We start from the raw sequence: 24,204 nt of genomic DNA on the forward strand, positions 1-24,204 counted from the left end.
ACTATTGTATTTTGATATCGTATTTGTCCAGAAGCCCAATGATTCCTTGTGTAGAAAACTTGGCTTTTTTCATGGGATTGAATTCGGGATCAATTTTAAAATCAGTTGCTTTTGAAAAATCGGCTCCGGCTAATTGCGTATTGTTAAAAATAGCACCGTCTAAATTACTGTTGTCAAAAACGGAACTCGTAAGATTGGTACCAACAAAACTTACCTCTCTTAGCGAACAGGAATTGAATTTCGTCTTTGGCATTTTTTTATTGGCAAACGAGGAATAATCCAAAACACATTCCTGGAAATTGACATTAAACAAAAAATCATCGCATTCCTCAAATTGAATGCCCAGTAATTTACAGTTTTTGAATTGTATGCCTTTCAAGCTTGTTCCTGATAATTTGGTCATAGCCAAATTGCAATCAATGAACTCGCAGTCCATGAAGCTACTATAGGAGAAGTCACTATTTGATAAATCACAATTTTTAAAAACGCAATCCTCAAATTCTCGGTTGTTTACTTTTTTATCGACGTAAACGATTTTTTCAAATGTTTTTTGAACGTGAATTAGATTTTCCATTAGTCGTTAAATAAGCTTTTCATAATTATTTTTAATCCCAAATACATCAAAAACATTGCGGCAATACAAGCAATTATCCCTATTGCTAAAACCAAATAATGCCACACATTTTGCTTATTCATAAAGGCATTATAAATCACGGCTGGTCCCAAGAATAGCAAAGGTAAAGCGCCTGCTAAATATTTAATTCCTTTAGATAATAGTTCTTTGTTCGTTGCCATAATTTAATAATTAAAATTCATAATCCACACAATATCTCAAATCTCTAATTTTACCTATCCATTCAGCAACAACATTATGTGTTGGATGATTTTGGTATTTATCTAATGTTTCAAACGAATCAAAATAGGAGTGTAGAACGGTATCAAAGTTTGAATATTCACTTTCAATATTTAATCCTACCCGTATTTCAATTATTTCAGGAATATCCTTTTTTAAACCTTCAAGCCTCTCTTTTAGGATAATTGCATTTTCGGCTTTGCTTTTGCCTTCTGCAAAATCTTTTAATTTCCACATTACGATATGGTGAATCATTGTTGTTTACTTTTTAAAATTATCAACAGCTTTCCTTACACTTCCATGTTTTTTTAATAATTCAGCACCTTCTTCATAGGAAACGGGAATTTCTCCCATAATCATTTTCACACCGCGATCGACCAGTTTGCTGTTGCTCAATTGCATATCAACCATTTTGTTGCCTTTCACTTTTCCCAGTTGAATCATAGTTGCGGTAGTAATCATATTCAGTACCAGTTTCTGGGCTGTTCCGGCTTTCATTCTAGAGCTTCCAGTTACAAATTCCGGTCCTACAACTACATCAATAGGGAATTTTGCTGTTTGCGAAAGCGGACTTCCTGCATTACAAGAAATACTTCCTGTGGTTATATTGTTCTCGTTGCAAGTTTGTAATCCTCCAATAACATAAGGTGTTGTTCCCGAAGCGGCTATTCCTACCACGACATCATTTTCATTTACATCAAAAGCTTTCAAGTCAATCCAGGCTTGTGTTGCGTTGTCTTCGGCATTTTCTACTGCTCTGCGGATTGCGGTGTCGCCTCCGGCAATTATCCCAATTACCAAATCGAAAGGAACGCCAAAGGTTGGCGGACATTCCGAAGCATCAAGAATTCCCAAACGTCCGGAAGTTCCAGCGCCAATATAGAATAATCTACCTCCGAGTTTCATTTTGGCAACGATTTCAGTCACTAAATTTTCTATTTGGGGTAGCGCTTTTTCTACGGCAAGCGGAACTGTTTTATCTTCTTGATTGATATTGGAAAGCAATTCTTGAACCGACATTTTTTCTAAATGTTCGTATTTTGAGGATTGTTCGGTGGTTTTAGTAAATTCCATAGTTATGTTTTTTTGAAGGGACAATTTACAAGTTGTCCTAACTACAATGTTTTCTTGCGTGAGGGATAATAGCGGAAATCCTTTTTATTTTTTCTTTAAAAATAAAAAGATTACAGCGAATAGCCCGACCCTTGTGGTCACGCCCAAATTGTGAAATTATATAAAATACGCCAAGGCAATTCCTATCACAATCATCGAAACTTTGGCAATGTTGAACTTGTGTCCTTCGCTGCTTTCGAAAATAATGGTAGATGAAATATGAAATAATATTCCTATTACTATAGCTGTGATTTCAGTATAATACACGTTTAATATTGGCAAATAATCAGATAAGATGGTTCCCAGCGGTGTCATAACGGCAAAGGTAATCATAAAGAAAAAAATTGCTTTTTTATTCAGACTTGCATTGATGAAAAAAGTAGTCAGAATAATGGCAATAGGCAAATGGTGGATGGCAATTCCTATGGCTAAATCATGATGATGGCTTACGGGGAATCCTTCTAAAAACGCATGTATACAAAGACTGATGAATAATAGCCACGGGATTTGGGTCATTATTTCATGTCCGTGAACGTGACCGTGTTCAGCTCCTTTTGAGAAAAATTCCAATATAATTTGGAATAATATTCCCAGCATGATAAAAAGTCCAATGTTTGGGTTTGCACTTTCGTAAATTTCCGGTAATAAATGCATCACCGTTAATGAAAGTAAAAAAGAGCCACTGAAAGCCAATAGCAATTTTAGGTTAGTTTTGTTCTTTGGTCGTATAATCAATGCGACGATATATCCTAAGATTACGGAAAGTAAAGGTAAAAGGTAATTCATTATTTAAAAATCATGATTAGGCGTTCACTATCTGTTTTATGGAATTTTTTCAATTTGTAATCACCAAAAATATCCAATAGATAAATTCCGGCTTCTTCCATTAATTCTTCGAAATCTTTTAGGGTAAGGGCTTTTACTTTTTCGGTAAAATGAAATTTTTGACCTTTGTCTTCAAAGTCAATTTCTTTGTAAATATGCCCGTCTTTTAAATACCGTTTGATATGAAAATCAATGCCTTCGACTGTTTTTGTTTCTTCAGGAACTAATGTTTCGAGTACTTGGGCAACATTCATGAAGTCAATCACGGCAAAACCATATTCCGAAAGGCTTTCTTTGATGGCTTTTAGTGTAGTTAGATTGTCTTCGTCATTTTCGAAATAACCAAAGCTGGTAAATAGATTGAAAATGGCATCGAATTTTTCTTCAAAAGGTTCACGCATATCGTGTACTTTGAAATGAAGGGTTTCATTCGTATTTTTAGTGGCTTCGGCAATGCTGTTTTCAGATAAATCAGCTCCAAGAACTGTAAAACCTAATTGATTCAAATAAATAGAATGACGGCCTTTGCCACACGCTAAATCCAATACTTTTGCCTTTTCAGGAAGATTAAGGTAATGGGTAAGATTATCCATAAAAACCTGAGCTTCTCTATAATTTCGGTCTTTGTAAAGAATGTGATAATAGGGAGTGTCAAACCAAGAAGTATACCAGTTTTCAGTTGATTTCAGTTGATTTTCAGTTGGTGGATTTTGTGCTGCAGACATTTATTCTTTTTCAATTAATTCGATTGATGCAAATTTAGTGTATTTTTGCAACGAATACTTGATTTTACAATGGAAAATAATTATAAAATGGTTGCCAAAACCTTTTTTGGTTTTGAAGAAATATTAGCAAAAGAATTGCAAAACCTTGGCGCACAAAACGTGGAGCAAGGGGTGAGAATGGTTAGTTTTAAAGGGGACAAAGGGTTTATGTACAAAGCAAATTTGTCTTTGCGTACGGCTTTGAAAATCCTGAAACCTATTTATTTTTTCAAGGCAAATAATGAGCAGGCTTTATACAAAGGCATTTCGGGAGTGAATTGGTCTAAATTGATAGGTGCCAATCAGACATTTGTGATTGATACAACGGTGCATTCGGAATATTTTAATCACTCAGAATTTGTTTCCCAAAAATGTAAAGATGCGATTGTCGATCAGTTCAGAGAAAGAACGGGGCAACGACCAAGTATTGATAAAGTACATCCTGATTTAAGAATCAACATTCATATTGATAAAGACCAAGTTTCAGTTGCACTGGATACTTCAGGAAATGCATTGAACCAACGTGGGTATAGAACCGCTACCAATATTGCTCCTATAAACGAGGTGTTGGCAGCAGGAATTCTATTGCTTTCCGGTTGGGACGGTCAAACGGATTTCTTGGATCCAATGTGTGGTTCGGGAACATTCTTAGCCGAAGCAGCCATGATTGCTTGTAATATTCCCGCAAATATTAACCGTAAAGAATTTGCTTTCGAAAAATGGAACGATTGGGACAATGATTTGTTTGATAGTATTTCAGACAGTTTATTGAAACGCGTTCGTGAGTTTCATTACACCATAAAAGGCTACGATAAAGCACCAAGTGCGGTTCAGAAAGCCAAAGACAATATCAAAAATGCCAATCTTGACGAGTATATTTCTATTGAAGAAAAGAACTTTTTTGATACTGAAAAAACTTCAGAAGGGAAATTACACATAGTTTTCAATCCGCCGTATGATGAGCGTTTGGATATTCACATGGAAGAATTCTACAAAAATATTGGTGATACTTTGAAGAAAAATTATCCGGGAACAAATGCTTGGATGATTACAGCAAATCTGGAAGCATTGAAATATGTAGGTCTTAAACCTTCGAGAAAAATCAAGCTTTTTAACGCTGGTTTAGAAGCTCGTTTGGTAAAATACGAAATGTACGAAGGAAGTAAGAGAACAAAGTTTCAGGTAACAACTGATAGTGCTGAATAAGCAATATTCAATTTTTTATTTTTCGACCTTTGACTTTAAAACTTTAAGACTTAAAAAAATGACTAAATTACAAATACGCGCATTTATTTACCAACTGGGATGTTTTGCAATATTATTTATTTCTGCCCGATATGTAGTGGCACATTTTACTAATTTAACTGGTTTCTGGATTCCATTAACGGCATTTGTTATAGGAACGCTTTTGGCACCAAAATTCCAATCCGTAAAAACCAAAGACGGAGAGAAATTATTCATGAAATGGATTTTCATGAAAGGAATTAAGGAAATAGGGTAGTTTTAGTTTATTCTAACAACAAAAAAAAAATCGCAAAGAAGAACTGTTGTTTTCTTTGCGATTTTTTTATTCGTATTTCGTAATTATTTTTTCTCAGCTTTTTTAGCAACCGCAACAGGTTTTACTTTTTTCTTATAAATAGGAACAAAATAAGTAACGGTGTAGTTGAATCCTACTCCAAAACTACCATCGTAAGTTCTGTTAAATCCAGGAATATATAAGTTAGAGAAATTTTCAGGTTCTTTGTTGGTTACCAATCGGTTCAATCGAAGACTGAAACCCACAAATACATTATTGAATACTTTAGCTTTCACTCCGGCCACAACTTCAATCCAGCTCGCGGATAAACCATCAAACTTTTTACCAGAAGGAATTACAGGAACTTCACCAAAATAAGGATTGGCATTGTAAATTCTATAATTATTTAATTGCTGATTAAAAGTACTGAAACCGTATCGCATTCCTATAGAAATGATATTCTCCATATCCAGCCAGTTTTCATAGGCATTATAATCAAAACCGGCTTTTAGGTACGAACCTTTGGTAGTAAAATTAAGGCGGTCATCATCAGTAGTTTTGTTTTCGTTTCCAATTTCGGCAGCCAAAAAATATTTTTTCGTCAATCGATAATCTCCCACAAACTCAATTCCTTTATAATTTTCGTCATATAAAGCGCGTGTCAGTTTGAATAAATCTAGTCCTACACGAATCCCGTATCGGTCTGTTTTTACAGGAATCGAATCGTTCTTTATAATTTCAGGACTAATTTCGACCAATGGCAATGGCGCTTCAGGAATCATCTGATCCGTTTTGGTGCTTTTTGGGTCATTTTTGACAGGAGTAGTTTCCTGTGCTTGTACCAAAGTCAACGATAATAGGAGACAAAAACTAAAAAAAGATCTTAATGTGTGTTTCATTTTCGTTTTCTAAGTTACTTTTTTCAACCGAGATGTATTCTATCCATTTTTCATCTGCAACAGCAGCATCGGTATGTGTATATGGATTTATTGGGTCTAATGTAAATATAGTTTTGTAGCCACAAGCTCTTGACACAAATAATTCTTGAGTCGTATAATCAAATTTTATATTGTCTACGTTTACCAAAGCTGGATTTGTATTACCAGAATTTAACGTAAAACTATAGCTGGTGCTGGTTCCAACTGTTTTTAGCGGAATCGAAATCGTACTTCCGTTTGTCAGGTATTTAGCATCTCCGGTAGCAGCATTAAATACAATTCCATCTGTCATTCCTTCACCAACTACTTTTAAATTCGTTACATTTTTTAAAACCGAAGGATTTAAGAAATCATAAAAGCTAATTACCAAACGCGGTGTTGTGGGAGTATTTGCATCGCAAATGTCATCTTTCTCACAACTGGAGAGGGATAGTGCTAATGTGAATACCAACAAAATTATTTTTTTCATATTTTTTTAATGAAAACTTTTGATTGCAGTTTATTAAAATCTGCAATCAAAAATCAATTATCTTTTTTCCAAAAGTACAACATTCTCTACGTGATGCGTTTGAGGAAACATATCCACAGGACGTACACGAGTCACTTTGTATTTTTCATCCATTAAAGCTAAATCACGCGCTTGTGTAGCCGAATTACAACTTACATAAACCACTTTTTCAGGAGCAATTTTCATAATTTGTTCAATTACATCTTTGTGCATTCCGTCTCTTGGCGGATCCGTGATAATTACATCAGGATGACCATGCTGGGCGATAAAACTATCGTTGAAAACGACTTTCATATCTCCTACAAAGAACTCACAATTCGTAATTTCATTGCGTTCCGCATTCAATTTAGCATCTTTAATCGCCTCAGGAACACTTTCCACACCAATTACTTTTTTTGCTTTTTTCGAAACAAACTGAGCAATAGTTCCCGTTCCTGTGTATAAATCATAAACGATTTCATTTCCGGTAAGTCCAGCAAAATCGCGTGTTATTTTATACAATTCATATGCTTGGTCGGAATTGGTTTGGTAAAAAGATTTCGCATTAATGCTAAATTTTAAACCTTCCATTTCTTCTAGGATGTAATCTCTTCCTTTGTATAATTTAATGTCAGTGTCGTATAAAGTATCGTTCGCTTTATTATTGATAACATATTGTAGCGAAGTAATCTGAGGGAATTTCTCGTAAAGATGATCCAGAAGTAATTCTCTGTTGGCTTTGTCATTTTCAAAAAACTGAATCAAAACCATGATTTCACCAGTCGAAGCCGTTCTTAACATCAAAGTTCTCAATAAACCTTCATGCGCTCTTGGATTAAAGAAAGTCAAACCATGTGCATTGGCAAAATCTCTCACTTCGTTTCTTATCGCATTCGATGGATCTTCCTGCAAATGACATTTGTTGATGTCCAGGATTTTATCCCACATTTTCGGAATATGAAACCCAAGCGCATTTCTGTTTCCTAAATCTTCGGTGCTGTCAATTTCTTTTTCGGTCAACCAACGGCTGTTCGAAAATGAAAATTCCATTTTGTTTCTGTAAAAAAACTGTTTTTCAGAACCTAGAATCGGTTCAAATTCTGGAAGTTCTATTTTCCCGATGCGTTGCAAGTGATTTTTCACCTCATTTTGCTTATAATACAATTGTTGGCTGTATTTCATATTCTGCCATTTACAACCACCACAAATACCAAAGTGCTCGCAAATAGGCTCTACACGATGCTCTGAATATTCATGAAAATGAACTGCTTTTCCTTCGTAATAGGCCTTGCGCTTCTTGAAAGTCTGCACATCAACCACATCGCCCGGAACCACATTCGGGATAAAAACTACTTTTCCATCGGGAGCCTTTGCTACCGAAACGCCTTTTGCACCAGCATCAAGGACTTTTATTTGATGAAAGACAACTTTGTCTGTATTTTTCTTTGCCATAGCGCAAAAATAAGTGTTTGAATGGTTTTATAAATTCAAATTGTGAAATATTTTCACTTTTAGCTGTTTTTTATTTGAGCCCATTCCCGCTTTCCGCTGTAAATCCTCATTCCGCAAGCAGCAACACTACGCCCGTAAAGGAGCTTCCGTTGGTCGCTCTTTACCGGCAAGTGTTCCAAAGCTTTCGCAACTGCGGGTTTTTCGCTATAATCGGGGGCAGGGATTTGTGGACGAGAATTGTATTTTGTTTTTCAGCGAAGCGCAATTGTGTTTTACTTTTGTAGAAAATCATAAGTTAGAATAATAGTGGATTACTTTTAAGAACCAAATACTCTTTTCACACTTAAATACGTCGGCGTAAAGCACTTAATTTAACATTTTATTTAGAAAAACTTAGGTATTAATAAGAAATTAATCACTTATTTTGTTGTTTATGATTGACTTTTGTTAAAAAAACTAAAATAAATTTTCTATGCAATTATATAAAAAATTATCTCACATAGGTTTTCTTAAAAATAGCTATGCGTTCAAATTTTTGTTTGTCGCATTTATAGGAATTCATATCCCACTGATTGGACTGTTGTTTTTTGTGCTTTATGGCAGTAAAACTATTTCTACAGATACCATTTTGATTTTCGCACTTATAATGACCTTAGCCGCTACAGGTATTACATTACTGTTTTTAAAGTTACTAATTAAGCCAATTGAAGTCGCATCTAAAGCCTTGAGTGAATATAGGAACAAAAAAACTATTCCTTCATTGCCAACTAATTTCTCTGATGAAGCAGGTTTGTTAATGAGTAATATTCAGGATTCAATCGAAGAAAATGAAAAGTTCATTACTGAAAAACAAGATTTGGTATATTTGCTTTCCCATGATTTAAGAAACTTCGTTGGGAATTCTAAATCGGTGGCATTACTTATTTTAGAAGAGAAACCTTCAGAAACCATAACAGAATTAGCCGAATTAATACTTCAATCGACAGAACAACAATACAATTATATTGAAAACTTCATTAAATTACTAAAAGAGCAAGATCAAATTATAGAAAAAAAATCCGAAAATGAGATTGTTCAATTTTCTTCTATTTTTTCTGTGGTATCAAAGCAATTGGATCAATTGTTAATTCATAAAAATATTAAATTGGATTTATCAATTGAAGTTGAAGAGGCATTTTTGAAAATTGATAAAATTTTGTTGATTCGAGTTTTAGTGAACTTGATTGATAATGCTATAAAATTTTCGTTTCCGAATAGTGAAATAAAAGTTCGTGTTTATGTTCAAGGCAGTAAATTGTTTTTTAAAATAACGGACAAAGGTTTGGGTTTTGATCAAAAGCAAAGCCATGAACTGTTCCGTAAATTTACTAAAATGAGTAAATTAGGAACGTCAAATGAGCCTTCAACAGGAATTGGATTGTATTTGTGTAAAAAAATAATAGAAAAACACGACGGTCAAATTTTAGCAGAAAGTGATGGAGTTAATAAAGGAGCTACTTTTTCTATTGTTTTTTAGCGCATCATAGAAAATACACGAACTTTAAATTTTCGTTAAAAAATCCTATTTCCGAAAGCGTTTTTTTACAAATGAACTAAATTTGAGAAAACATAAAAATTTATAATTATGAAAAGAAATGCAACCGCAGTTTGGAATGGTTCACTTAAAGAAGGAGCCGGGAAACTTACCACACAAAGTACCACGTTAAAAGATACACAATATTCGTTCAAATCCCGTTTTGAAGAAGGAGTAGGGACTAATCCGGAAGAATTAGTTGCAGCGGCGCACTCAGGTTGTTTTACCATGCAACTTTCGGCTTATATAACTGAAGCTGGTTTTGAAATCGAAAGTATCGAAACAAAATGTGATATTGATTTGGTGGACGGAACAATTATAACGTCACACTTAACGGTAAATGGAAAAGTAAATGCAATAACAGATGATGTTTTTCAACAATTAGTTACTAAGGCTGAGAAAAATTGTCCTATTTCTAAACTATTGAATGCTGCAATTTCTACTACGGCTACTTTAGCATAAAAATAAGATTCACATAAAAAAAGGCTCGATTTAACTAAAATCGAGCCTTTTTTTTATGCTAAAATGGATTACCAAAGTTGGTGTACTTCGGATTTTATATAACGCTCATAAATTTCATTCATCGCTGCAATTTTTTCATAGGTCAATTTAGGTAAATCATAAACCGATAAATTAGACAGCACATGACTTTCGTTAGAAGCGCCAGGAATAATGCAACTTACTTCATCAAAACCTAAAATCCATTGCAAAGCAATAGGAGCTAAGTTTGTTGTTTCTGGAAATAATGCTTTCAATTCTTCTACGGCTTTTAAGCCCAGTTCGTAATTAATGCCGGAGAATGTTTCGCCTTTGTCAAAAGCAGCTCCATCTCTATTAAAATTGCGATGATCTTGAGTGTCAAAAGTAGTTTTAGTATTGAATTTTCCTGTCAGAAGCCCGCTCGCAAGAGGAACTCTAGCAATAATACCAACATCATGTTTTGTTGCTTCTTTGAAAAATAGTTCGGATGGACGCTGACGAAAAAGATTAAAAATAATCTGAACCGAAGTTACATTTGGAAATTCGATAGCTTTTAGTCCTTCTTCCACTTTTTCGACGCTAACGCCAAGATTTAAAATTTTTCCTTGCTCTTTTAAACGGTCAAACATTTCAAATATTTCAGGACGGTAAAACACTTCAGTCGGAGGACAATGCAATTGTATTAAATCCAGTGTTTCTAATCCAGTTCTTCTCAAACTATCTTCCACAAATTGTTGCAGCACTTTGGGCTGATAGCCTTCATTTATATGCGGATTAATGTGTCGACCGCATTTTGTAGCCACATAAATTCGTTCAGAACGGGAACGAACCACTCGACCTACCGCAGTTTCACTCAATCCGTTTTCATAAACATCGGCTGTATCAATAAAATTTACGCCGTTGTCAATCGCAGTATTGATTAACTCATCTGCGGTTTTATCATTGAATGCAGAACCCCATTTTCCGCCTACCTGCCATGTGCCAAGAGATATTTCTGAAATTTCAAAATCTGTTTTACCCAATCTGCGATAGTTCATTTTTCGTTTCTTTTTAAAGTAATAATTTATTTTTTCGATAAAACTTTGGCGATTGCTTTTTCGGCAAGTGGCGCCATTACTTGATACCCTTTTTTATTGGGATGCACTTCATCATTAGAATACAAAGTAGGCAAACCTTTTCGTTCATCTGCCATAGCCAAAAAGTAATCAAGATAAAGAATACTATTGGCATCAGCGTAATTTTTTATCATTTCATTTAAAGCTACTACTTTTTCAGCAGGATTTTGATTGGGTTTCCAAGAGAAATCATAAGCAGGCAAAACAGAACAAAGAATTACTTTAATCTGGTTTGCTTTTGCCAATTCGGCCATCGAGAAAATATTATTTGCTATCATCTCCAATGTTGCAGGACCTGTATTGCCGGCAATATCATTTATTCCAGCCAAAATAACCACAGCAGCGGGTTTTAAAGCAATAACATCAGCTCTGAAGCGTATCAGCATCTGAGGCGTAGTTTGACCGCTAATACCGCGATTAACGTATGGTTTTCCGGCAAAATATTCGGGGTCGGTTATACTCCAAAATTCAGTTATGGAATCTCCCATAAATACAATTCTTTTTTGTCCGGGCGTTACCGGTTTCAGATTTGCATTTTCATTTTGGTATTTATTTAAATTTGGCCAGTCTTGAGCCTGTACTTTTCCTCCCATAATGATTGATAAAAATAGAATGCAGTAAATTAATGGTGTGTTTTTCATTTGTAACCAAATTATAAAGTGTGAATCAGTTAATAGGTTTTGATTAAAAATAGAAATTGTTCTTTCTTAAAATCGAAACAACCTTCCTTTTTATATCCGAAAGATACAGAAAAGGAAGGTTGTTTTTATAACGTCTAATTAATTTAATCAAACAAATCAGAAGACAAATAGCGATCGCCACGGTCGCAGATAATAGCTACGATTACTCCTGATTCTAATTCTTCAGCTATTTTTATTGCAGCTGCAACTGAACCGCCACTGCTCATTCCTGCAAAAACACCTTCTTCAAGCGCTAAGCGTTTTGTCATGGCTCGGGCTTCTTTTTCAGATACTTCAATGATTGTATCTACTTTTTTGGAATCAAAAATTTTAGGTAAATATTCTTCAGGCCATTTTCTGATTCCCGGAATTTGAGATCCATCGCTGGGTTGAGCGCCTACAATTTGTATCGTAGGATTCATTTCTTTTAAATATGTTGAAGTGCCTATAATTGTTCCTGTTGTTCCCATAGCAGAAACAAAATGGGTTACGGTTCCTTCTGTATCATTCCATATTTCTGGGCCTGTGGTTTTATAATGTGCTTTCCAGTTGTCATCATTTGCAAACTGATTGAGCATGATGTAACCGCCTTCGGCTACTTTTTTATCAGCATAATCTCTGGAACCTATTATTCCGGTATCTGCAGGTGTCAAAATTACGGTTGCGCCATAAGCCCGCATGGTTTGAGTACGTTCTTTAGTGGAATCTTCTGGAAGAACCAGTTCGATTTCGATATTGAATAATTGGGCAATCATGGCCAAAGCAATTCCGGTATTTCCACTTGTTGCCTCAATAAGTTTATCCCCTTTTTTGATTTCTCCTCTTTCCAGTGCAGAAGCAATCATATTGTAGGCTGCCCTATCTTTTACACTACCACCGGGATTGTTTCCTTCGAGTTTCAGTAAAAGTTTTACGTTTTTATTTTTTATCAAATTAGTAGTTTCTACTAAAGGCGTGTTTCCAATAAGGTCTAATATTTTTTGTGATTTCATGCTATTTTGTGTCTTGTGTTTTAATTGTAGCAATCTGATTACAGAATTGATTACAATACGTATTCGTTTTTGAACAATGTTTTTTAAGGAGAGTATTTTAAAAACAGCTACAACAATAGCAGAAAGGAATATTTTTGTAGTTCAGTGACATTTTTATGGGTTTTAAAACGAATTGCAAAGATATTGAACTATTTCGAATTATTTCTTTCTTAAACATAAAGCTATCTTGTTTATTTAGACACTTTTGTTAAATAAATTGATGTAAAATGTCGTGGGTAGTGCTGTTTTAAACTTTTAAGATAAAAAAGCTGTTGTGTATCTGTTTTATTTTCAATGTATAGGAGCTGAATTATTAGTTTTGATGAAAGTGTTTTTTTAAATTAGCCAATAAATAACAATCCATGAAATCCAAGACTACTTTTATAAGCGATATTTCCCAAAAAGAATTTCCAATAGCGGATAAAATTGCTGCCAAAACCATACGAAACCCAATATTGGCGCTTATTCAAAATGATTACCCTGATTTTGATGAGGACAAATTCTTATCAATTGGCGAATTGAATATGTATCGCGAGAAATACATTTCTAATTATTTATTGGTAGAAATAGGGGAGTTGTCAAATCTGGAAAATAGAGTTATCGGTTCCTTGAACGAAGATAAATCATTAGTGAGTACTGTTGAGGATGAAATTGGTATTCGTACAATTGGGCAAAAAGTGGCGGATAAAGTGGCGGCTTTTGGCGGAAGTTGGAAATTTATAATCCTTTTTGGAGTATTTATTCTTTTTTGGATTCTGATTAATATTTACATTTTCTTGAATAAAGGATTTGATCCGTATCCGTTTATTTTGCTGAATTTAATTTTGTCTTGTCTTGCCGCACTTCAGGCTCCAGTAATTATGATGAGTCAAAATCGTCAGGAAGAGAAAGACAGGGAAAGAGCTAAAAAAGATTATATGATTAATCTAAAATCAGAACTTGAAATTAGAATGCTTCATGAAAAACTGGATCATTTGATTATGCATCAACAAGAAGAATTAATAGAAATTCAAAAAGTCCAAATCGAAATGATGAATGATATTTTGACTCGAATCAAATAATTTTTTTTGTTCTAAAAAGTCAAAAAAAGTAACTTCTTAGTAGTGTTTAAAATAATAACCCACAATCATAAAAACACCATTTAGGATTGCCGAACCAATAATGAGTTTTTTGTAATTCCTGTTTTTGTCGATAAAATTAAAACCTAGAATTCCCAGAAATATCAAGGTTGTAAAAATGGCCGGATACATCTTAAAAGCACCTCCAAAATCTCCTTGCAAAAGTAACAAAAATCCCCTCTGAAAACCACAGCCCAAACACTCGATTCCAAAAAGTGTTTTGCTTAAACAAGGCAACATAAATTTTTCTAAATCCAATGGTTTTTCTTTTTTACAATTTTACAAAAAAATAAGAAACGGTTGCGATAATAATTGATGCAATTTTAAATTCATTACTTTTGAAAACTGATATTTAAAAAGATGAGAAAGTTTATTATTCCAATAATGGTTGTGGCGATAACTGTTGCTTTATATGAGCAGGTAAGTGCAGAAAAAAATGTGTATATAATGGTAATTGCAATTGTAGTTTTCATGATGGGAATGATGCAATTGAGTGCCAAAACGCCAAGTAAAAATCAAGATAAAGAAGACGGAAATGTTTAACAAAGGAGATAAGGTTTCAGTACTTGACGAAGCTATCAATGGAGTCGTGTTGTCAGTCAAAGAGAAGCAGGTTACGGTAGAAACAGAAGACGGATTTACGATGACATTTTTTGTCAATGAGTTAATTAAAATAAACGATTCCAGTAACTTACTAGATTCTATTAGAAGAATTAATATAAGTGAGGTTTCAAAAGAAAAAGAGATCCCGAAAGCGCGAAGTTTTGTTAAGGAAAAGAAATCAAAGCACGAAATTCCGGCTCCGGAGTTTGATTTACACATCGAAAAACTGGTGCCAAATAAACGCGGAATGTCGAATTATGACATACTAACTTTGCAGACTGATACGGCAAAACGTCATATAGAATTTGCTATTCGGAATCGCATTCCAAAGATTGTTTTTATCCACGGCGTGGGTGAAGGAATTCTAAAAGCAGAGTTGGATTTTTTATTAGGGCGTTATGATAACATCGCTTTTCAAGAAGGGAATTATCAAAAATATGGTCAAGGGGCAACAGAAGTTTTTATTAAACAAAGTGCCATGTAAACTTTATTTTGGTTTTTAAAAGCACAAAAAAAAAGGTCCGATTTTTAAGCAGTTTTCATTAGAAAATTCACTTAAAAATCGGATCTTTTTTGGGATTAAAAACGGTTGTTTTTTGTCTCTAATTTTGCTTCTTATTTGGGGTTAATTTGTAGTCAATAATTCACCATAGATGTAATTATCACCCAAAATAAAATCACTGTTTCCTTTCTTCATTTTTGCTTTTTTAAGGACAACGGTGTGTTTAAAACCAGTTCCCAAAGTAGTAGTTGTTACTTCCACAATGCCACTTTCGTTTGCCACTCCAGCCACTGCAATCCATTCTTCGCTTACTGCGGGAGTTGCCGGAAAAGTTGTGTTACAAAAATAAGCGCCAGTTAGTAAACCGGAGAATAAACGATACGTAAGTTTGTTTTTTGTGTCGCTTATTAATCCGGTTCTTGGGGTATTTAGCGGTGTAGCTTGATTAACAATTAAAGCGGGATCAATGTCTAAAATAAGTGCTTCACTACTATTGTAATCATACAATTGTTTAGAAGAACTGCATTGTTCAAGTGTCTTATTGAATGCAAAAGGTAAAGGAGTGGCGCTAATTACATAGTCGCCAAAAGGGAATGTTTCGTAAACTTGAGTCCCGTTACTTTTTACAAATGTGATATTTTTGAATGTGATATTATGATTGTAACCTGTAATTTTAGTACTGTTATCGGTAGTATTAGTTGTTTTGATAGCAGTAGTATTTATAACTATTTTTCCGCCTGAAGTAGTCCATTGATCCATAACAATTGGCGTTGCTGGAGGAATGGTTTCGCAAATGGTCGAAGAAGTTACCGCGCCGTTGTAAAAGCGATATAGTACACGATTTGAAGTATTAATGTCTAATTCCTGCGATATAGTTTCAGTTGGGAAAGTAAAACCCAAAACCTCAAGAATAAGGGCTTCGCTATCTTTTAGTTTGTAGATGATGTCATTTGTAGTGCAATTTTGTGCGGCAACATCTTCAAAACTAATGTCTTCTTGAATTAAATCACCATCATCACAACCGTTTAATAGTAATGCAAAAATCAGTAAGCTAACAACTCTTTTCATTTTTATAATATTTGTAACAAAAATAGAATTTTTAATTTGTTCCAATTGCATTCCCCTTTAAAAATAGATTATTTAACAGGATATTGGGTTTTTGAATGTCAAATAGTGTGATGAATATAATAGCGTGTGCTTTATTGTATTGCCACGATCGGATGAATTTAAAGCGAATAGAAATCATTATCTTTGCGCAAATTTTATACTAAAAATGAGGACTAATAAATATTATTTAGCTGCTTTCTCAGCATTTTTTCTCTGGGGTTTTTTCAGTTTAGCATTAAAGCCAATACATGCTTATCCATCATTGGATATTTTGTTCTATCGCGTTTTTTTTAGTGTAATTACGATGGTATTAATTAATGTTTTTTTTCGACGAAATGTAATACGACAAAATTGGAATCATTTCAAAAGTATGCCTCTAAAACAACAGAAAAGTACTGTTGCATTGACACTTGGCGGCGGTGTATTTCTATCTTCAAACTGGTTTGTTTATATTTATGTAATGAATCACGTCAGCGTGAATGCGGCTTCTTTGGCGTACTTAATTTGCCCGATTCTCACTACCGTTTTTGCCTTTTTTATGCTGAAGGAAGAACTAACTAAATGGCAATGGATTGCAGTTGGGATAAGTGTTTTTAGTTGTGTTTTATTATCATTCAATCATTTTAAGGATATTTTTTACAGCCTTATTACGGCAGCAACGTATGCTTTATATTTAGTGAGTCAACGAAAAAATAGTGATTTGGATAAATTCTTGAGTTTAACCATTCAATTGGTTTTTACGGCATTAATTCTGTTGCCTTTTTACCCCACATACAGCGGGCCAATTCCTACGGAGCCTTTATTTTATACTTGTTTGCTAATGATTGTAGTTTTTTTTACAATTATTCCGTTGTTTTTAAACCTATATGCACTCAAGGGAATCAATTCCTCTGCGGTGGGAATTATGATTTATATCAATCCCATTATTAATTTTTTAATGGCAATTTTTTATTATCACGAACAAGTGAGTACACTCCAGCTATTTTCCTATTTCCTGATTATGATTTCGATAGTTGTTTTTAATGAAAGAATACTCTTTTCTAGAAAATCGAAAAACATTCCAACAGAAATAGACGGTGTAAAATAATTTTATAATTTTCCAAAAATGAAAAAAGTATATCTCGATAATGCTTCTACAACTGCTATTCGTGCCGAAGTGATCCAGGAAATGACCAAAGTAATGACCGAAGAGTATGGAAATCCTTCCTCAACGCATAGTTTGGGTCGTGCCGCCAAAAGCATATTGGAACTTTCCAGAAAATCGATAGCTAAGAATCTAAATGCGACTGCACAGGAAATTATTTTCACATCCTGTGGTACCGAAGCCAACAACTGGATTCTTCGTTCTGCGGTTAAAGATTTACAGGTAAAACGAATTATTACCAGTAAAATAGAGCATCATGCGGTTTTATATACGGCTTTAGTATTAGAAAAAGAATACGATATTCAAATTGATTATGTGGATGTGAAACCAAATGGAGAAATTGATATTACTCATTTAGTGGAGTTGCTTTCGCAGGAAAAGAAAACATTGGTCAGCCTGATGCACGTGAATAATGAAACTGGGAACGTTTTAGATTTGGAACGAATAGGCCGCATTTGCCAAGAACACAATACTTTATTTCATTCGGATACGGTTCAATCCATTGGAAAAACAACGATTGATTTACAAACCATTCCTGTTGATTTTATTGTGGCAAGTGCGCATAAATTTCATGGACCAAAAGGTGTTGGTTTTGCTTTTATTCGAAAAAACTCCGGGTTACAACCCTTGTTTTTTGGTGGCGAACAAGAAAAAGGATTGCGTGCCGGAACCGAAGCATTGCACCAAATTGCCGGTATGGCAAAAGCCTTGGAAATTTCCTACACCAACTTAGAAACAGAACAAAAGTATATTGCTGAGTTGAAAAGCTATTTGATTACTCAACTCAAAATTGAATTTCCGGAATTTAAGATTAACGGAAATCCCGATGGTTTCTATACAGTTTTGAATGTTCTATTGCCTTTTGCAGCAGCAAAAACAGCGATGATATTATTTCATTTAGATATGAAAGGAATAGCAGTTTCCCGAGGAAGTGCTTGTCAGTCCGGAAGTATAAAGCCTTCACATGTTTTAGCCGAAATGCTTTCTGCAGAAGATTTGAAAAAACCGAGTTTGAGGATATCTTTCAGTCATTTCAATACAAAAGAGGATATTGATTTACTTATTGATGCCTTAAAAAGCATTTAAAAAAGAACTTAAAATGGTGAATGATAATTTAAAAATACTACTTGCTGGAGAAGTCAAAGCACTGTTCGAGTTAAAAAAAACAGAGCGACTTTGGCATATTCCAGTTTTAGCGTCATTATGCGTTGGAATTCCGTTGTTAGTAGGTTATTATTTTAATCGACTGGATTATGGAATATTAGCTTGTATTGCAGGACTTGTTATTTTGTATATGCCTACAACCACAGTTGCGCGCCGAATGATTACACTATTGGCTTGTTCTTTTGGTTTTATGGTTTCGTTCTTTATAGGGGTTTGTTTTAGTTTTGACCCCATAATCTCCTCTGTGGTTTTGGGTTTGTTTACCATGAGTGTGCATTGGATTGTTAATTACTTTAGAATGAAGCCACCCGGAGGTTTCTTTTTTATCATGATTGCGTCCCTTGCCAGTTGTATGCCATTTAATTTAGAGACTATTCCCATTCGCGTAGGATTAATTGGGATGGGCGCTATGCTAGCTTGCACGCTTGCCTTACTTTATAGTTTATTTGTTGCTGAAAAACATTCTCCCAAAAAGGAGCTGATTGTTGTTGAAAACAATAATGAAACGACTCTTTTTGAATCCGTAATTGTGGGAGTTTTTATATTTTTATCACTCATTACAGGACGCTTACTTGAATTAGAAAATCCGTATTGGCTTCCTATATCGTGCGCAGCTGTCATGCAGGGCGCGAGTTTGAAACATGTTTGGCAACGGAGTTTTCAACGTGTTTTGGGAACTTTTATAGGTCTTGGACTTACGTGGTTATTACTATTGTTCAAAATGACACCTTTAACGATCTGTATTTGCATAATGGTACTACAATTTATAATAGAAATGCTAATAGTGAGGCATTATGGCTTGGCAGTTGTTTTTATTACACCATTGACTTTATTTTTGGCCGAAGCCGGTGGAGCCATGACCGTTGATGCGACGACTTTAATTTCTGTTCGGTTTCTGGATATTTTTCTGGGAAGTTGTATTGGCGCTGTTGCAGGATGGTTTTTGCATGACGAACAATTGCGTCACAAAGCCGAAAATCAAATTCGAAAAGCCAAAACCCGTATTTCACGAAAGTAAAATGAAGGATTATTTTAATAACGTTTTACTTTTTCTGTTCTTTATTTCTTGCTTTCTCCTGTTTTTTAAAATAACCCCGAAATAAAAAATTGTGTTTCAAGGCTTCCATATTTTCATTCAAACGCAAACTCGCTTCGTTAATATTTGTCATCGTAGAGTCTATTTTTCGTACTAATTCAGGATTATTCGATAAGTAGTTTATAGCTCCTTTTCCATCTTTAATATTTGCAATTGTCGAATTGAGATTGGTTACTACTTTGTTTATTTCGGTGCTGGATTTATCTAAATTGCGAATTACTGCTTTCATATCATTGGCTACAGCCGTATCTTTCAAAAAGCCTATCACATTATCTTTATTTTCTAAGGAAGAAATGAGTCGGTTTAATTTTGTCACAGATTCTGAAGTTCCTTTTCCGGTACTTTTCAAGTAGCGCATGGTTTCTTTCAAGTTATTGGCTACAGTCGAATCTTTAATCAATAAGCCCACCGTTCCTTTGCCTTGATTTATTTCCTGTGTGATTTTAAGCAAATCAGCCGTAAGAAGCGCCGCATTTTTATTGGTCACGCCAAGGGTATTTAGTAAATCATCCGTACGAATGCGGCTTAAGGATTGAATCTCATCCCCAGGATTCACCGCTGCTTCCATCCCTTTACCCGGGATAATATTTATAATCATATTACCTACCAAACCATCAGAACCTATGGTGGCAACAGCATTTTTTCGGATGTGAGGAAAAATAGTTTTATCAATGAGCATATCGACTTTGATGGTAGAGTCATTGATCATTTCTATTCCGCGTACAGTGCCTACATTTATTCCGGAATATCGTACATTGTTGCCTAATTGTAAGCCGCTTACGTTATTGAAAACCGCCTCAAGATGATTGGTTTTTCCAAACATTTTTTGCTTATCGCCAATGAAATACACTGCCAGTACAAATAGCGTTAATCCGATGATTACAAAAAGTCCAAGTCGCAGTTTTTGTGATGTCGTTTTTTCCATGTCTATTCTTATTTAAAGAAAGCTTGTACTTTAGGATCTGTTGAAAGTGATAATTCCTCAAAAGTTCCTTCGATGTAATTGATACCGTCAACTAATAAAATCATTCGGTTCGAAATCATTCTGGCACAGTCCACATCATGTGTAATGATAATCGCCGAAGTGTTGTATTTTTTCTGGATGGACATCATTAATAGCAAAATTTCCTTTGCAGTAATGGGGTCTAAACCAGTTGTTGGTTCATCATAAAGAATGATTTTTGGTTGTAGAATTAAAGTTCTGGCCAAAGCAATCCTTCGTTTCATTCCCCCCGAAAGTTCTTCGGGCATTAAATTTATAGTATGGGCCAGGCCTACATTTTCCAGTGCTTCCATAACCAGTGGAGTAGTATCAGTTATTTTTCCAAATTTTTTTTTGTGACGCCGCAAAGGAAATTCTAAATTTTCTCTGACGGTCATTGAGTCATAGAGTGCGCTTCCCTGAAAAAGAAAACCCACTTCCGTCCGAAGGTCATCTAATTCTTCCCGGTTGAGTTCGCTAATATCTTTTCCCATTATTACAACAGTCCCACTGTCATGTTCTTCTAATCCAATGAGGCATTTTATCATAACAGATTTCCCAGAACCTGATTTTCCCATAATAACTAGATTCTCTCCTTCATTCAAAACCATATTAAAACCATCCAAAACATGATTGTCACCATAGCTTTTTTTTAAGTCTTTGATTTCTATTATGGCTTTTTGATTTGGTGTAGATGTATTCATAATCAGTTATAAATCATAAAAAATATCAGTAATAAAAACAGCAACAAAATCAATAATAAACAAAAGCATTGAGGTAAAAACAACGGCAGAATTAGCCGCTAAACCTACACCTGCAGTTCCTTTTTTACAATAATATCCTTTAAAACAACCCACTAAACCGATAGCAAAACCAAAAAAGAACGTTTTAATGGTTGCCGGGATTAAATCCCCAAATTCCAACGCATCAAAAACCTGATTATAATACAGTAAAAAAGAAACATTTCCTTTAATGTTTTCTACTAAAAAAGAACCAAAAATGGCAATAGTATCTCCAAAAAAAACTAGAATAGGAAGCATGAAAGTAGTTGCTAATATGCGGGTTACCACTAAATACTTGAAAGGATTTGTACCGGAAACTTCCATGGCATCAATTTGTTCTGTAACTCTCATAGACCCTAATTCAGCTCCAATACCGGAACCAATACGGCCTGCACAAATTAAAGCCGTAATGATAGGTCCAATTTCCCTGATAAGAGAAATACTTACCATGGACGGCATCCAGGAAACGGCACCAAATTCCTGTAAAGTGGGACGCGATTGCAAAGTAAATACTAAGCCAATGATAAATCCTGTCACTGCAACAAGCAGCAAGGAACGATTTCCCATATAAAAACATTGTCTAAGAAACTCTTTGAATTCCGAAGGACTTTTAAAAGCTTCTTTAAAAAAACGACCGGCAAAATAGGAGAGTTCGCCAACTTCAAGTAAAAAACTTTTAAACAATTCGATTATTTTAAAAATACTATTCATTAGCAAATGAATTAATTTTTAATAGAAAAAAAGCTACTCAAATATAGTATTATTGTGTTGATTTTCAGTTATTTTAAGCTATTTTTTTAGTGTTTTTATTGAAAAAATATAAAAAACAAACGCCATTCAAATTTTGAATGGCGTTTGTTGAACGTTTTATAAAAAACTATTGTACTACTGTTTATTCCTTCTCGTTTTTTGTATCCATCATTTCCATTAGTTTCATTCCAAGAAGGCCGCTGATAGGTCCATCAGAGCCATTATTTCCTGAGATTAAAACATCAGGAATTACTTTGATTTTTCCTTTGCCAATCTCTTCAGTTATTTTGTATTTCGTGAAGTTATCACCACCCATTGCTGAGACTTGCAATTGATATGCTTCGGCAGTTGATTTACCAATAGCCATAATTTTTTCAGCTTCGGCAAGACCCGTTTTAGAAATTCTTTCGGCTTCGGCACTTGCAGTTAGTTTTGTCGCTTCTGCTTGTGCTCCAGCTCTTGCTTTAGTAGCTTCCGCTTCGGCATTGGCACGCATTTTTGTAGCTTCTGCCTCTGCATTTACATTTAATTTTAAACTGGTTGCATCTCCTTCTGCTTTTTTAACTGTTGCATCAGCAGTACGTTGTGCAATTTCAACACTTTGAGAAGCTTTTACGATTTCTTTTTGCATATCGGCAATAGCAGTTTCTTTTTCCATTCCCTGACGTTGCTCCTGAGCCATTCTCTGTGTTTGATAGGTTTTTTGCTCTTCTTCGGCAATCTTCCTGTCAGTAAGCGTTTTCATTAAGGATTCCGGAGGTACAATATCTCCTATTAATGTATCAACAGCATTTACATTGTATTCATCAAGAACCACTTTGATATGATTTTTAGCAGATTCCTGACGCTCTTTTCTTGTTGATAAAAAGGATATTACATCACTTTCCTGAGCAGAGTTTCTAAAATAATTCCCAATTGTTGGTTCCAAAACCTGTGAAACAAGATTGTTCATACTACCAAAACGGGCAATTACTTTTGGAGCTTCATTAGCGGGAACATGAATAATTTGTGAAACATCCAGATTAAAAGGGAAACCATCTTTTGAGCGAACCGTAATTGTGGATAAATTTTGATCTAAATTATGGGATTCACTACGTGCATCAGCCCAGTTCAACACTAGATTTGTTGTTGGAACAGGTTCTAATTTAGTAGTGTATTTGTTTAATGCATATTTTCCGGGACCCAGCGGCTCCATCCATACACCACGTTGCCCTTTTGAAACAATATTTCCATGTTTGAAAGTATCACCTGTTACATCCTGTCCGTCTTCGCCAATATAAGAAATCACAACCCCAACATATCCAATAGGTACGTCTGTCATAGGAGTTTGCTCTATTTGTATCGCCCAAGTATTAATATAATAGGATCCGGCAAGCATAACCTGTGGTTGCAATCCACGATTTCCGCCATTTTTTAGAAATTGATCAAAATCTTGAAAGTTATTATGATTTTCAACAAATTTACCTGCAATTTGACCAATAGGAATTGGCTCACCATCCATAGCAGTAACAATCCCGACCATATTTTCTGAAATCACAATTTGAGGAGACATTACCACTTCAAATAAAAACGTATTAATCCTGTAAGATCCAGTAGTTATAAAGGCAGATTGACGTCCTTTTTGTCCACCATTATTAAGAAATAAGGTAGCATCCTGAAAATTGTCGGAGTTCACTTTTTGTGCCAAAATTCTACCCGTTGGTATTTCGGCACCATCCTTACTTAAAAGTAAACCAATATTGCCTTCAGGGATAATGGTAAATGGAGCCATTTCAACAGAAAATTGCCAAGGCCACATAGCCCAATATAACCCTGGAGCAAGTGTTTTTGCCTGAAAACCAGCTTCCCCTTTGGTAGCTATAATTCTGCCATCCGGTAAAGATTTTTCGGATCCAAAGAGGACGAATTTTTTGGTTACTAAACCAATTTTATCTTCAGGAACGATTACCATTCCGAAGAAAACACGTAAAACGAATTTGTAAAGAATCAGGCATAAAATCAATACCAGTACCCACCAATAATCTGTAATTGTTGTCATATTATATAAATTAGAATTGTAAAATTAAGGCAATTTTTAGTGTTAATTCTAAAAATTAAAATAATTAACGTTTGAATAATCTTACTAA

28 protein-coding genes are annotated in these 24,204 nt (G+C 34.7%); 10 read left to right on the forward strand and 18 right to left on the reverse strand.

Annotated elements, in window-relative coordinates; all coding sequences use genetic code 11:
- Position 1 precedes the first annotated feature (1 nt).
- The 6 genes from QLS97_RS06860 to QLS97_RS06885 all read right to left on the reverse strand — a co-directional run bounded on the left by QLS97_RS06860 (position 2) and on the right by QLS97_RS06885 (position 3,516).
- Entirely contained in the window at positions 2 to 574 is a 573-nt protein-coding gene (locus QLS97_RS06860) for a pentapeptide repeat-containing protein (protein ID WP_282715270.1), read from the reverse strand.
- Complete coding sequence (locus QLS97_RS06865; RefSeq protein WP_282715271.1) at positions 574 to 795, reverse strand: DUF6095 family protein; 222 nt, start codon at positions 793 to 795, stop codon at positions 574 to 576. Before QLS97_RS06865 ends, QLS97_RS06860 begins: the two co-directional genes overlap by 1 nt.
- Before the next feature lie 10 nt (positions 796 to 805).
- Positions 806 to 1,108 (reverse strand): Dabb family protein, encoded by a 303-nt coding sequence (locus tag QLS97_RS06870; protein WP_282715272.1) that lies wholly within the window; start codon positions 1,106 to 1,108, stop codon positions 806 to 808.
- Positions 1,109 to 1,114: 6 nt separating this feature from the next.
- Positions 1,115 to 1,927, reverse strand: a complete 813-nt coding sequence (gene murQ / locus QLS97_RS06875) for an N-acetylmuramic acid 6-phosphate etherase (protein WP_282715274.1) — start codon at positions 1,925 to 1,927, stop codon at positions 1,115 to 1,117.
- A 156-nt stretch (positions 1,928 to 2,083) separates the two neighbouring features.
- On the reverse strand, positions 2,084 to 2,752 hold the full coding sequence (locus tag QLS97_RS06880) for a ZIP family metal transporter (protein WP_282715276.1): 669 nt from the start codon (positions 2,750 to 2,752) through the stop codon (positions 2,084 to 2,086).
- Complete coding sequence (locus QLS97_RS06885; RefSeq protein WP_282715278.1) at positions 2,752 to 3,516, reverse strand: class I SAM-dependent methyltransferase; 765 nt, start codon at positions 3,514 to 3,516, stop codon at positions 2,752 to 2,754. The genes QLS97_RS06880 and QLS97_RS06885 overlap by 1 nt, the downstream gene beginning before the upstream one ends.
- Before the next feature lie 69 nt (positions 3,517 to 3,585).
- Between QLS97_RS06885 and QLS97_RS06890 the strand changes: the two genes are divergently transcribed.
- Together QLS97_RS06890 and QLS97_RS06895 are read left to right on the forward strand one after the other, a co-directional pair.
- Positions 3,586 to 4,761, forward strand: coding sequence for a THUMP domain-containing class I SAM-dependent RNA methyltransferase (locus QLS97_RS06890; RefSeq protein WP_282715279.1), 1,176 nt, complete (start codon positions 3,586 to 3,588; stop codon positions 4,759 to 4,761).
- Between the two features lie 58 nt (positions 4,762 to 4,819).
- Positions 4,820 to 5,056: a hypothetical protein gene (locus tag QLS97_RS06895; RefSeq protein ID WP_282715281.1), complete on the forward strand. Its 237-nt coding sequence runs from the start codon at positions 4,820 to 4,822 to the stop codon at positions 5,054 to 5,056.
- 83 nt (positions 5,057 to 5,139) lie between these two features.
- Here the strand turns inward: QLS97_RS06895 and QLS97_RS06900 are convergent, their stop codons facing one another.
- The 3 genes from QLS97_RS06900 to rlmD are packed head-to-tail and all read right to left on the reverse strand — an operon-like array spanning position 5,140 to position 7,951.
- Positions 5,140 to 5,973: a DUF6048 family protein gene (locus QLS97_RS06900; RefSeq protein WP_282715283.1), complete on the reverse strand. Its 834-nt coding sequence runs from the start codon at positions 5,971 to 5,973 to the stop codon at positions 5,140 to 5,142.
- On the reverse strand, positions 5,945 to 6,481 hold the full coding sequence (locus QLS97_RS06905) for a DUF6452 family protein (protein ID WP_282715284.1): 537 nt from the start codon (positions 6,479 to 6,481) through the stop codon (positions 5,945 to 5,947). Before QLS97_RS06905 ends, QLS97_RS06900 begins: the two co-directional genes overlap by 29 nt.
- A gap of 57 nt (positions 6,482 to 6,538) precedes the next feature.
- Positions 6,539 to 7,951, reverse strand: a complete 1,413-nt coding sequence (gene rlmD / locus QLS97_RS06910) for a 23S rRNA (uracil(1939)-C(5))-methyltransferase RlmD (RefSeq protein ID WP_282715286.1) — start codon at positions 7,949 to 7,951, stop codon at positions 6,539 to 6,541.
- A gap of 472 nt (positions 7,952 to 8,423) precedes the next feature.
- On the opposite strand from rlmD, the gene QLS97_RS06915 reads away from it, so the two are divergent.
- On the forward strand, positions 8,424 to 9,467 hold the full coding sequence (locus QLS97_RS06915; RefSeq protein WP_282715288.1) for a sensor histidine kinase: 1,044 nt from the start codon (positions 8,424 to 8,426) through the stop codon (positions 9,465 to 9,467).
- 108 nt (positions 9,468 to 9,575) lie between these two features.
- On the forward strand, positions 9,576 to 9,986 hold the full coding sequence (locus QLS97_RS06920) for an OsmC family peroxiredoxin (protein WP_282715290.1): 411 nt from the start codon (positions 9,576 to 9,578) through the stop codon (positions 9,984 to 9,986).
- A 68-nt stretch (positions 9,987 to 10,054) separates the two neighbouring features.
- On the opposite strand, the gene QLS97_RS06925 is transcribed toward QLS97_RS06920, so the two are convergent.
- The 3 genes from QLS97_RS06925 to cysM form a co-directional block, all read right to left on the reverse strand.
- The gene (locus tag QLS97_RS06925; protein ID WP_282715292.1) at positions 10,055 to 11,041 is read right to left on the reverse strand and encodes an aldo/keto reductase; all 987 of its coding nucleotides are present in this window, start codon (positions 11,039 to 11,041) and stop codon (positions 10,055 to 10,057) included.
- A 26-nt stretch (positions 11,042 to 11,067) separates the two neighbouring features.
- Positions 11,068 to 11,760 (reverse strand): SGNH/GDSL hydrolase family protein, encoded by a 693-nt coding sequence (locus QLS97_RS06930; protein WP_282715293.1) that lies wholly within the window; start codon positions 11,758 to 11,760, stop codon positions 11,068 to 11,070.
- A 143-nt stretch (positions 11,761 to 11,903) separates the two neighbouring features.
- Positions 11,904 to 12,791, reverse strand: coding sequence for a cysteine synthase CysM (cysM, locus tag QLS97_RS06935; RefSeq protein WP_282715294.1), 888 nt, complete (start codon positions 12,789 to 12,791; stop codon positions 11,904 to 11,906).
- 401 nt (positions 12,792 to 13,192) lie between these two features.
- Between cysM and QLS97_RS06940 the strand changes: the two genes are divergently transcribed.
- Positions 13,193 to 13,891, forward strand: coding sequence for a DUF1003 domain-containing protein (locus QLS97_RS06940; RefSeq protein ID WP_282715296.1), 699 nt, complete (start codon positions 13,193 to 13,195; stop codon positions 13,889 to 13,891).
- Positions 13,892 to 13,927: 36 nt separating this feature from the next.
- On the opposite strand, the gene QLS97_RS06945 is transcribed toward QLS97_RS06940, so the two are convergent.
- Entirely contained in the window at positions 13,928 to 14,206 is a 279-nt protein-coding gene (locus QLS97_RS06945) for a DUF2752 domain-containing protein (RefSeq protein WP_282715298.1), read from the reverse strand.
- A 102-nt stretch (positions 14,207 to 14,308) separates the two neighbouring features.
- Here QLS97_RS06945 and QLS97_RS06950 point away from each other — a divergent pair, with 102 nt between their 5' ends.
- On the forward strand, positions 14,309 to 14,491 hold the full coding sequence (locus QLS97_RS06950; RefSeq protein WP_282715299.1) for a hypothetical protein: 183 nt from the start codon (positions 14,309 to 14,311) through the stop codon (positions 14,489 to 14,491).
- Complete coding sequence (locus QLS97_RS06955) at positions 14,484 to 15,035, forward strand: Smr/MutS family protein (RefSeq protein WP_282715300.1); 552 nt, start codon at positions 14,484 to 14,486, stop codon at positions 15,033 to 15,035. The genes QLS97_RS06950 and QLS97_RS06955 overlap by 8 nt, the downstream gene beginning before the upstream one ends.
- Positions 15,036 to 15,176: 141 nt before the next feature.
- On the opposite strand, the gene QLS97_RS06960 is transcribed toward QLS97_RS06955, so the two are convergent.
- Positions 15,177 to 16,121, reverse strand: a complete 945-nt coding sequence (locus tag QLS97_RS06960; protein WP_282715302.1) for a hypothetical protein — start codon at positions 16,119 to 16,121, stop codon at positions 15,177 to 15,179.
- Positions 16,122 to 16,326: 205 nt separating this feature from the next.
- Between QLS97_RS06960 and QLS97_RS06965 the strand changes: the two genes are divergently transcribed.
- Genes QLS97_RS06965 through QLS97_RS06975 form a run of 3 tightly spaced genes read left to right on the forward strand, consistent with a single transcriptional unit; the run spans position 16,327 to position 19,486 of the window.
- Entirely contained in the window at positions 16,327 to 17,247 is a 921-nt protein-coding gene (locus QLS97_RS06965; protein ID WP_282715304.1) for an EamA family transporter, read from the forward strand.
- A gap of 18 nt (positions 17,248 to 17,265) precedes the next feature.
- On the forward strand, positions 17,266 to 18,390 hold the full coding sequence (locus QLS97_RS06970; RefSeq protein ID WP_282715305.1) for a cysteine desulfurase family protein: 1,125 nt from the start codon (positions 17,266 to 17,268) through the stop codon (positions 18,388 to 18,390).
- A gap of 13 nt (positions 18,391 to 18,403) precedes the next feature.
- Positions 18,404 to 19,486, forward strand: coding sequence for an FUSC family protein (locus QLS97_RS06975; RefSeq protein WP_282715307.1), 1,083 nt, complete (start codon positions 18,404 to 18,406; stop codon positions 19,484 to 19,486).
- Between the two features lie 25 nt (positions 19,487 to 19,511).
- On the opposite strand, the gene QLS97_RS06980 is transcribed toward QLS97_RS06975, so the two are convergent.
- From QLS97_RS06980 to QLS97_RS06995, 4 genes are all read right to left on the reverse strand, one after another.
- Entirely contained in the window at positions 19,512 to 20,489 is a 978-nt protein-coding gene (locus QLS97_RS06980; protein WP_282715309.1) for an MlaD family protein, read from the reverse strand.
- A gap of 8 nt (positions 20,490 to 20,497) precedes the next feature.
- A complete protein-coding gene (locus tag QLS97_RS06985) occupies positions 20,498 to 21,250 on the reverse strand; it encodes an ABC transporter ATP-binding protein (protein WP_282715311.1) in 753 nt (250 codons plus the stop codon).
- Between the two features lie 6 nt (positions 21,251 to 21,256).
- Positions 21,257 to 22,039 (reverse strand): MlaE family ABC transporter permease, encoded by a 783-nt coding sequence (locus QLS97_RS06990; protein ID WP_282715313.1) that lies wholly within the window; start codon positions 22,037 to 22,039, stop codon positions 21,257 to 21,259.
- A gap of 181 nt (positions 22,040 to 22,220) precedes the next feature.
- A complete protein-coding gene (locus QLS97_RS06995) occupies positions 22,221 to 24,116 on the reverse strand; it encodes an SPFH domain-containing protein (RefSeq protein WP_131916817.1) in 1,896 nt (631 codons plus the stop codon).
- Between the last annotated feature and the right edge of the window lie 88 nt (positions 24,117 to 24,204).

Source organism: Flavobacterium yafengii (genome assembly GCF_030010375.1).
GTDB classification, from domain to species: Bacteria; Bacteroidota; Bacteroidia; order Flavobacteriales; family Flavobacteriaceae; genus Flavobacterium; species Flavobacterium yafengii.

Bases quoted from the DNA above. Each gene is read 5' to 3' on its own strand.
- QLS97_RS06865 (WP_282715271.1), bottom strand. From the start codon at position 795: ATGGCAACGAACAAAGAACTATTATCTAAAGGAATTAAATATTTAGCA.
- QLS97_RS06885 (WP_282715278.1), bottom strand. From the start codon at position 3,516: ATGTCTGCAGCACAAAATCCACCAACTGAAAATCAACTGAAATCAACT.
- QLS97_RS06975 (WP_282715307.1), top strand. From the start codon at position 18,404: ATGGTGAATGATAATTTAAAAATACTACTTGCTGGAGAAGTCAAAGCA.
- QLS97_RS06890 (WP_282715279.1), top strand. From the start codon at position 3,586: ATGGAAAATAATTATAAAATGGTTGCCAAAACCTTTTTTGGTTTTGAA.
- QLS97_RS06925 (WP_282715292.1), bottom strand. From the start codon at position 11,041: ATGAACTATCGCAGATTGGGTAAAACAGATTTTGAAATTTCAGAAATA.
- QLS97_RS06905 (WP_282715284.1), bottom strand. From the start codon at position 6,481: ATGAAAAAAATAATTTTGTTGGTATTCACATTAGCACTATCCCTCTCC.
- QLS97_RS06920 (WP_282715290.1), top strand. From the start codon at position 9,576: ATGAAAAGAAATGCAACCGCAGTTTGGAATGGTTCACTTAAAGAAGGA.
- QLS97_RS06960 (WP_282715302.1), bottom strand. From the start codon at position 16,121: ATGAAAAGAGTTGTTAGCTTACTGATTTTTGCATTACTATTAAACGGT.
- QLS97_RS06980 (WP_282715309.1), bottom strand. From the start codon at position 20,489: ATGGAAAAAACGACATCACAAAAACTGCGACTTGGACTTTTTGTAATC.
- QLS97_RS06900 (WP_282715283.1), bottom strand. From the start codon at position 5,973: ATGAAACACACATTAAGATCTTTTTTTAGTTTTTGTCTCCTATTATCG.
- QLS97_RS06860 (WP_282715270.1), bottom strand. From the start codon at position 574: ATGGAAAATCTAATTCACGTTCAAAAAACATTTGAAAAAATCGTTTAC.
- murQ (WP_282715274.1), bottom strand. From the start codon at position 1,927: ATGGAATTTACTAAAACCACCGAACAATCCTCAAAATACGAACATTTA.
- QLS97_RS06965 (WP_282715304.1), top strand. From the start codon at position 16,327: ATGAGGACTAATAAATATTATTTAGCTGCTTTCTCAGCATTTTTTCTC.
- QLS97_RS06940 (WP_282715296.1), top strand. From the start codon at position 13,193: ATGAAATCCAAGACTACTTTTATAAGCGATATTTCCCAAAAAGAATTT.
- QLS97_RS06870 (WP_282715272.1), bottom strand. From the start codon at position 1,108: ATGATTCACCATATCGTAATGTGGAAATTAAAAGATTTTGCAGAAGGC.
- QLS97_RS06955 (WP_282715300.1), top strand. From the start codon at position 14,484: ATGTTTAACAAAGGAGATAAGGTTTCAGTACTTGACGAAGCTATCAAT.
- cysM (WP_282715294.1), bottom strand. From the start codon at position 12,791: ATGAAATCACAAAAAATATTAGACCTTATTGGAAACACGCCTTTAGTA.
- QLS97_RS06895 (WP_282715281.1), top strand. From the start codon at position 4,820: ATGACTAAATTACAAATACGCGCATTTATTTACCAACTGGGATGTTTT.
- QLS97_RS06990 (WP_282715313.1), bottom strand. From the start codon at position 22,039: ATGAATAGTATTTTTAAAATAATCGAATTGTTTAAAAGTTTTTTACTT.
- QLS97_RS06880 (WP_282715276.1), bottom strand. From the start codon at position 2,752: ATGAATTACCTTTTACCTTTACTTTCCGTAATCTTAGGATATATCGTC.
- QLS97_RS06995 (WP_131916817.1), bottom strand. From the start codon at position 24,116: ATGACAACAATTACAGATTATTGGTGGGTACTGGTATTGATTTTATGC.
- QLS97_RS06915 (WP_282715288.1), top strand. From the start codon at position 8,424: ATGCAATTATATAAAAAATTATCTCACATAGGTTTTCTTAAAAATAGC.
- QLS97_RS06950 (WP_282715299.1), top strand. From the start codon at position 14,309: ATGAGAAAGTTTATTATTCCAATAATGGTTGTGGCGATAACTGTTGCT.
- QLS97_RS06930 (WP_282715293.1), bottom strand. From the start codon at position 11,760: ATGAAAAACACACCATTAATTTACTGCATTCTATTTTTATCAATCATT.
- QLS97_RS06985 (WP_282715311.1), bottom strand. From the start codon at position 21,250: ATGAATACATCTACACCAAATCAAAAAGCCATAATAGAAATCAAAGAC.
- QLS97_RS06970 (WP_282715305.1), top strand. From the start codon at position 17,266: ATGAAAAAAGTATATCTCGATAATGCTTCTACAACTGCTATTCGTGCC.
- rlmD (WP_282715286.1), bottom strand. From the start codon at position 7,951: ATGGCAAAGAAAAATACAGACAAAGTTGTCTTTCATCAAATAAAAGTC.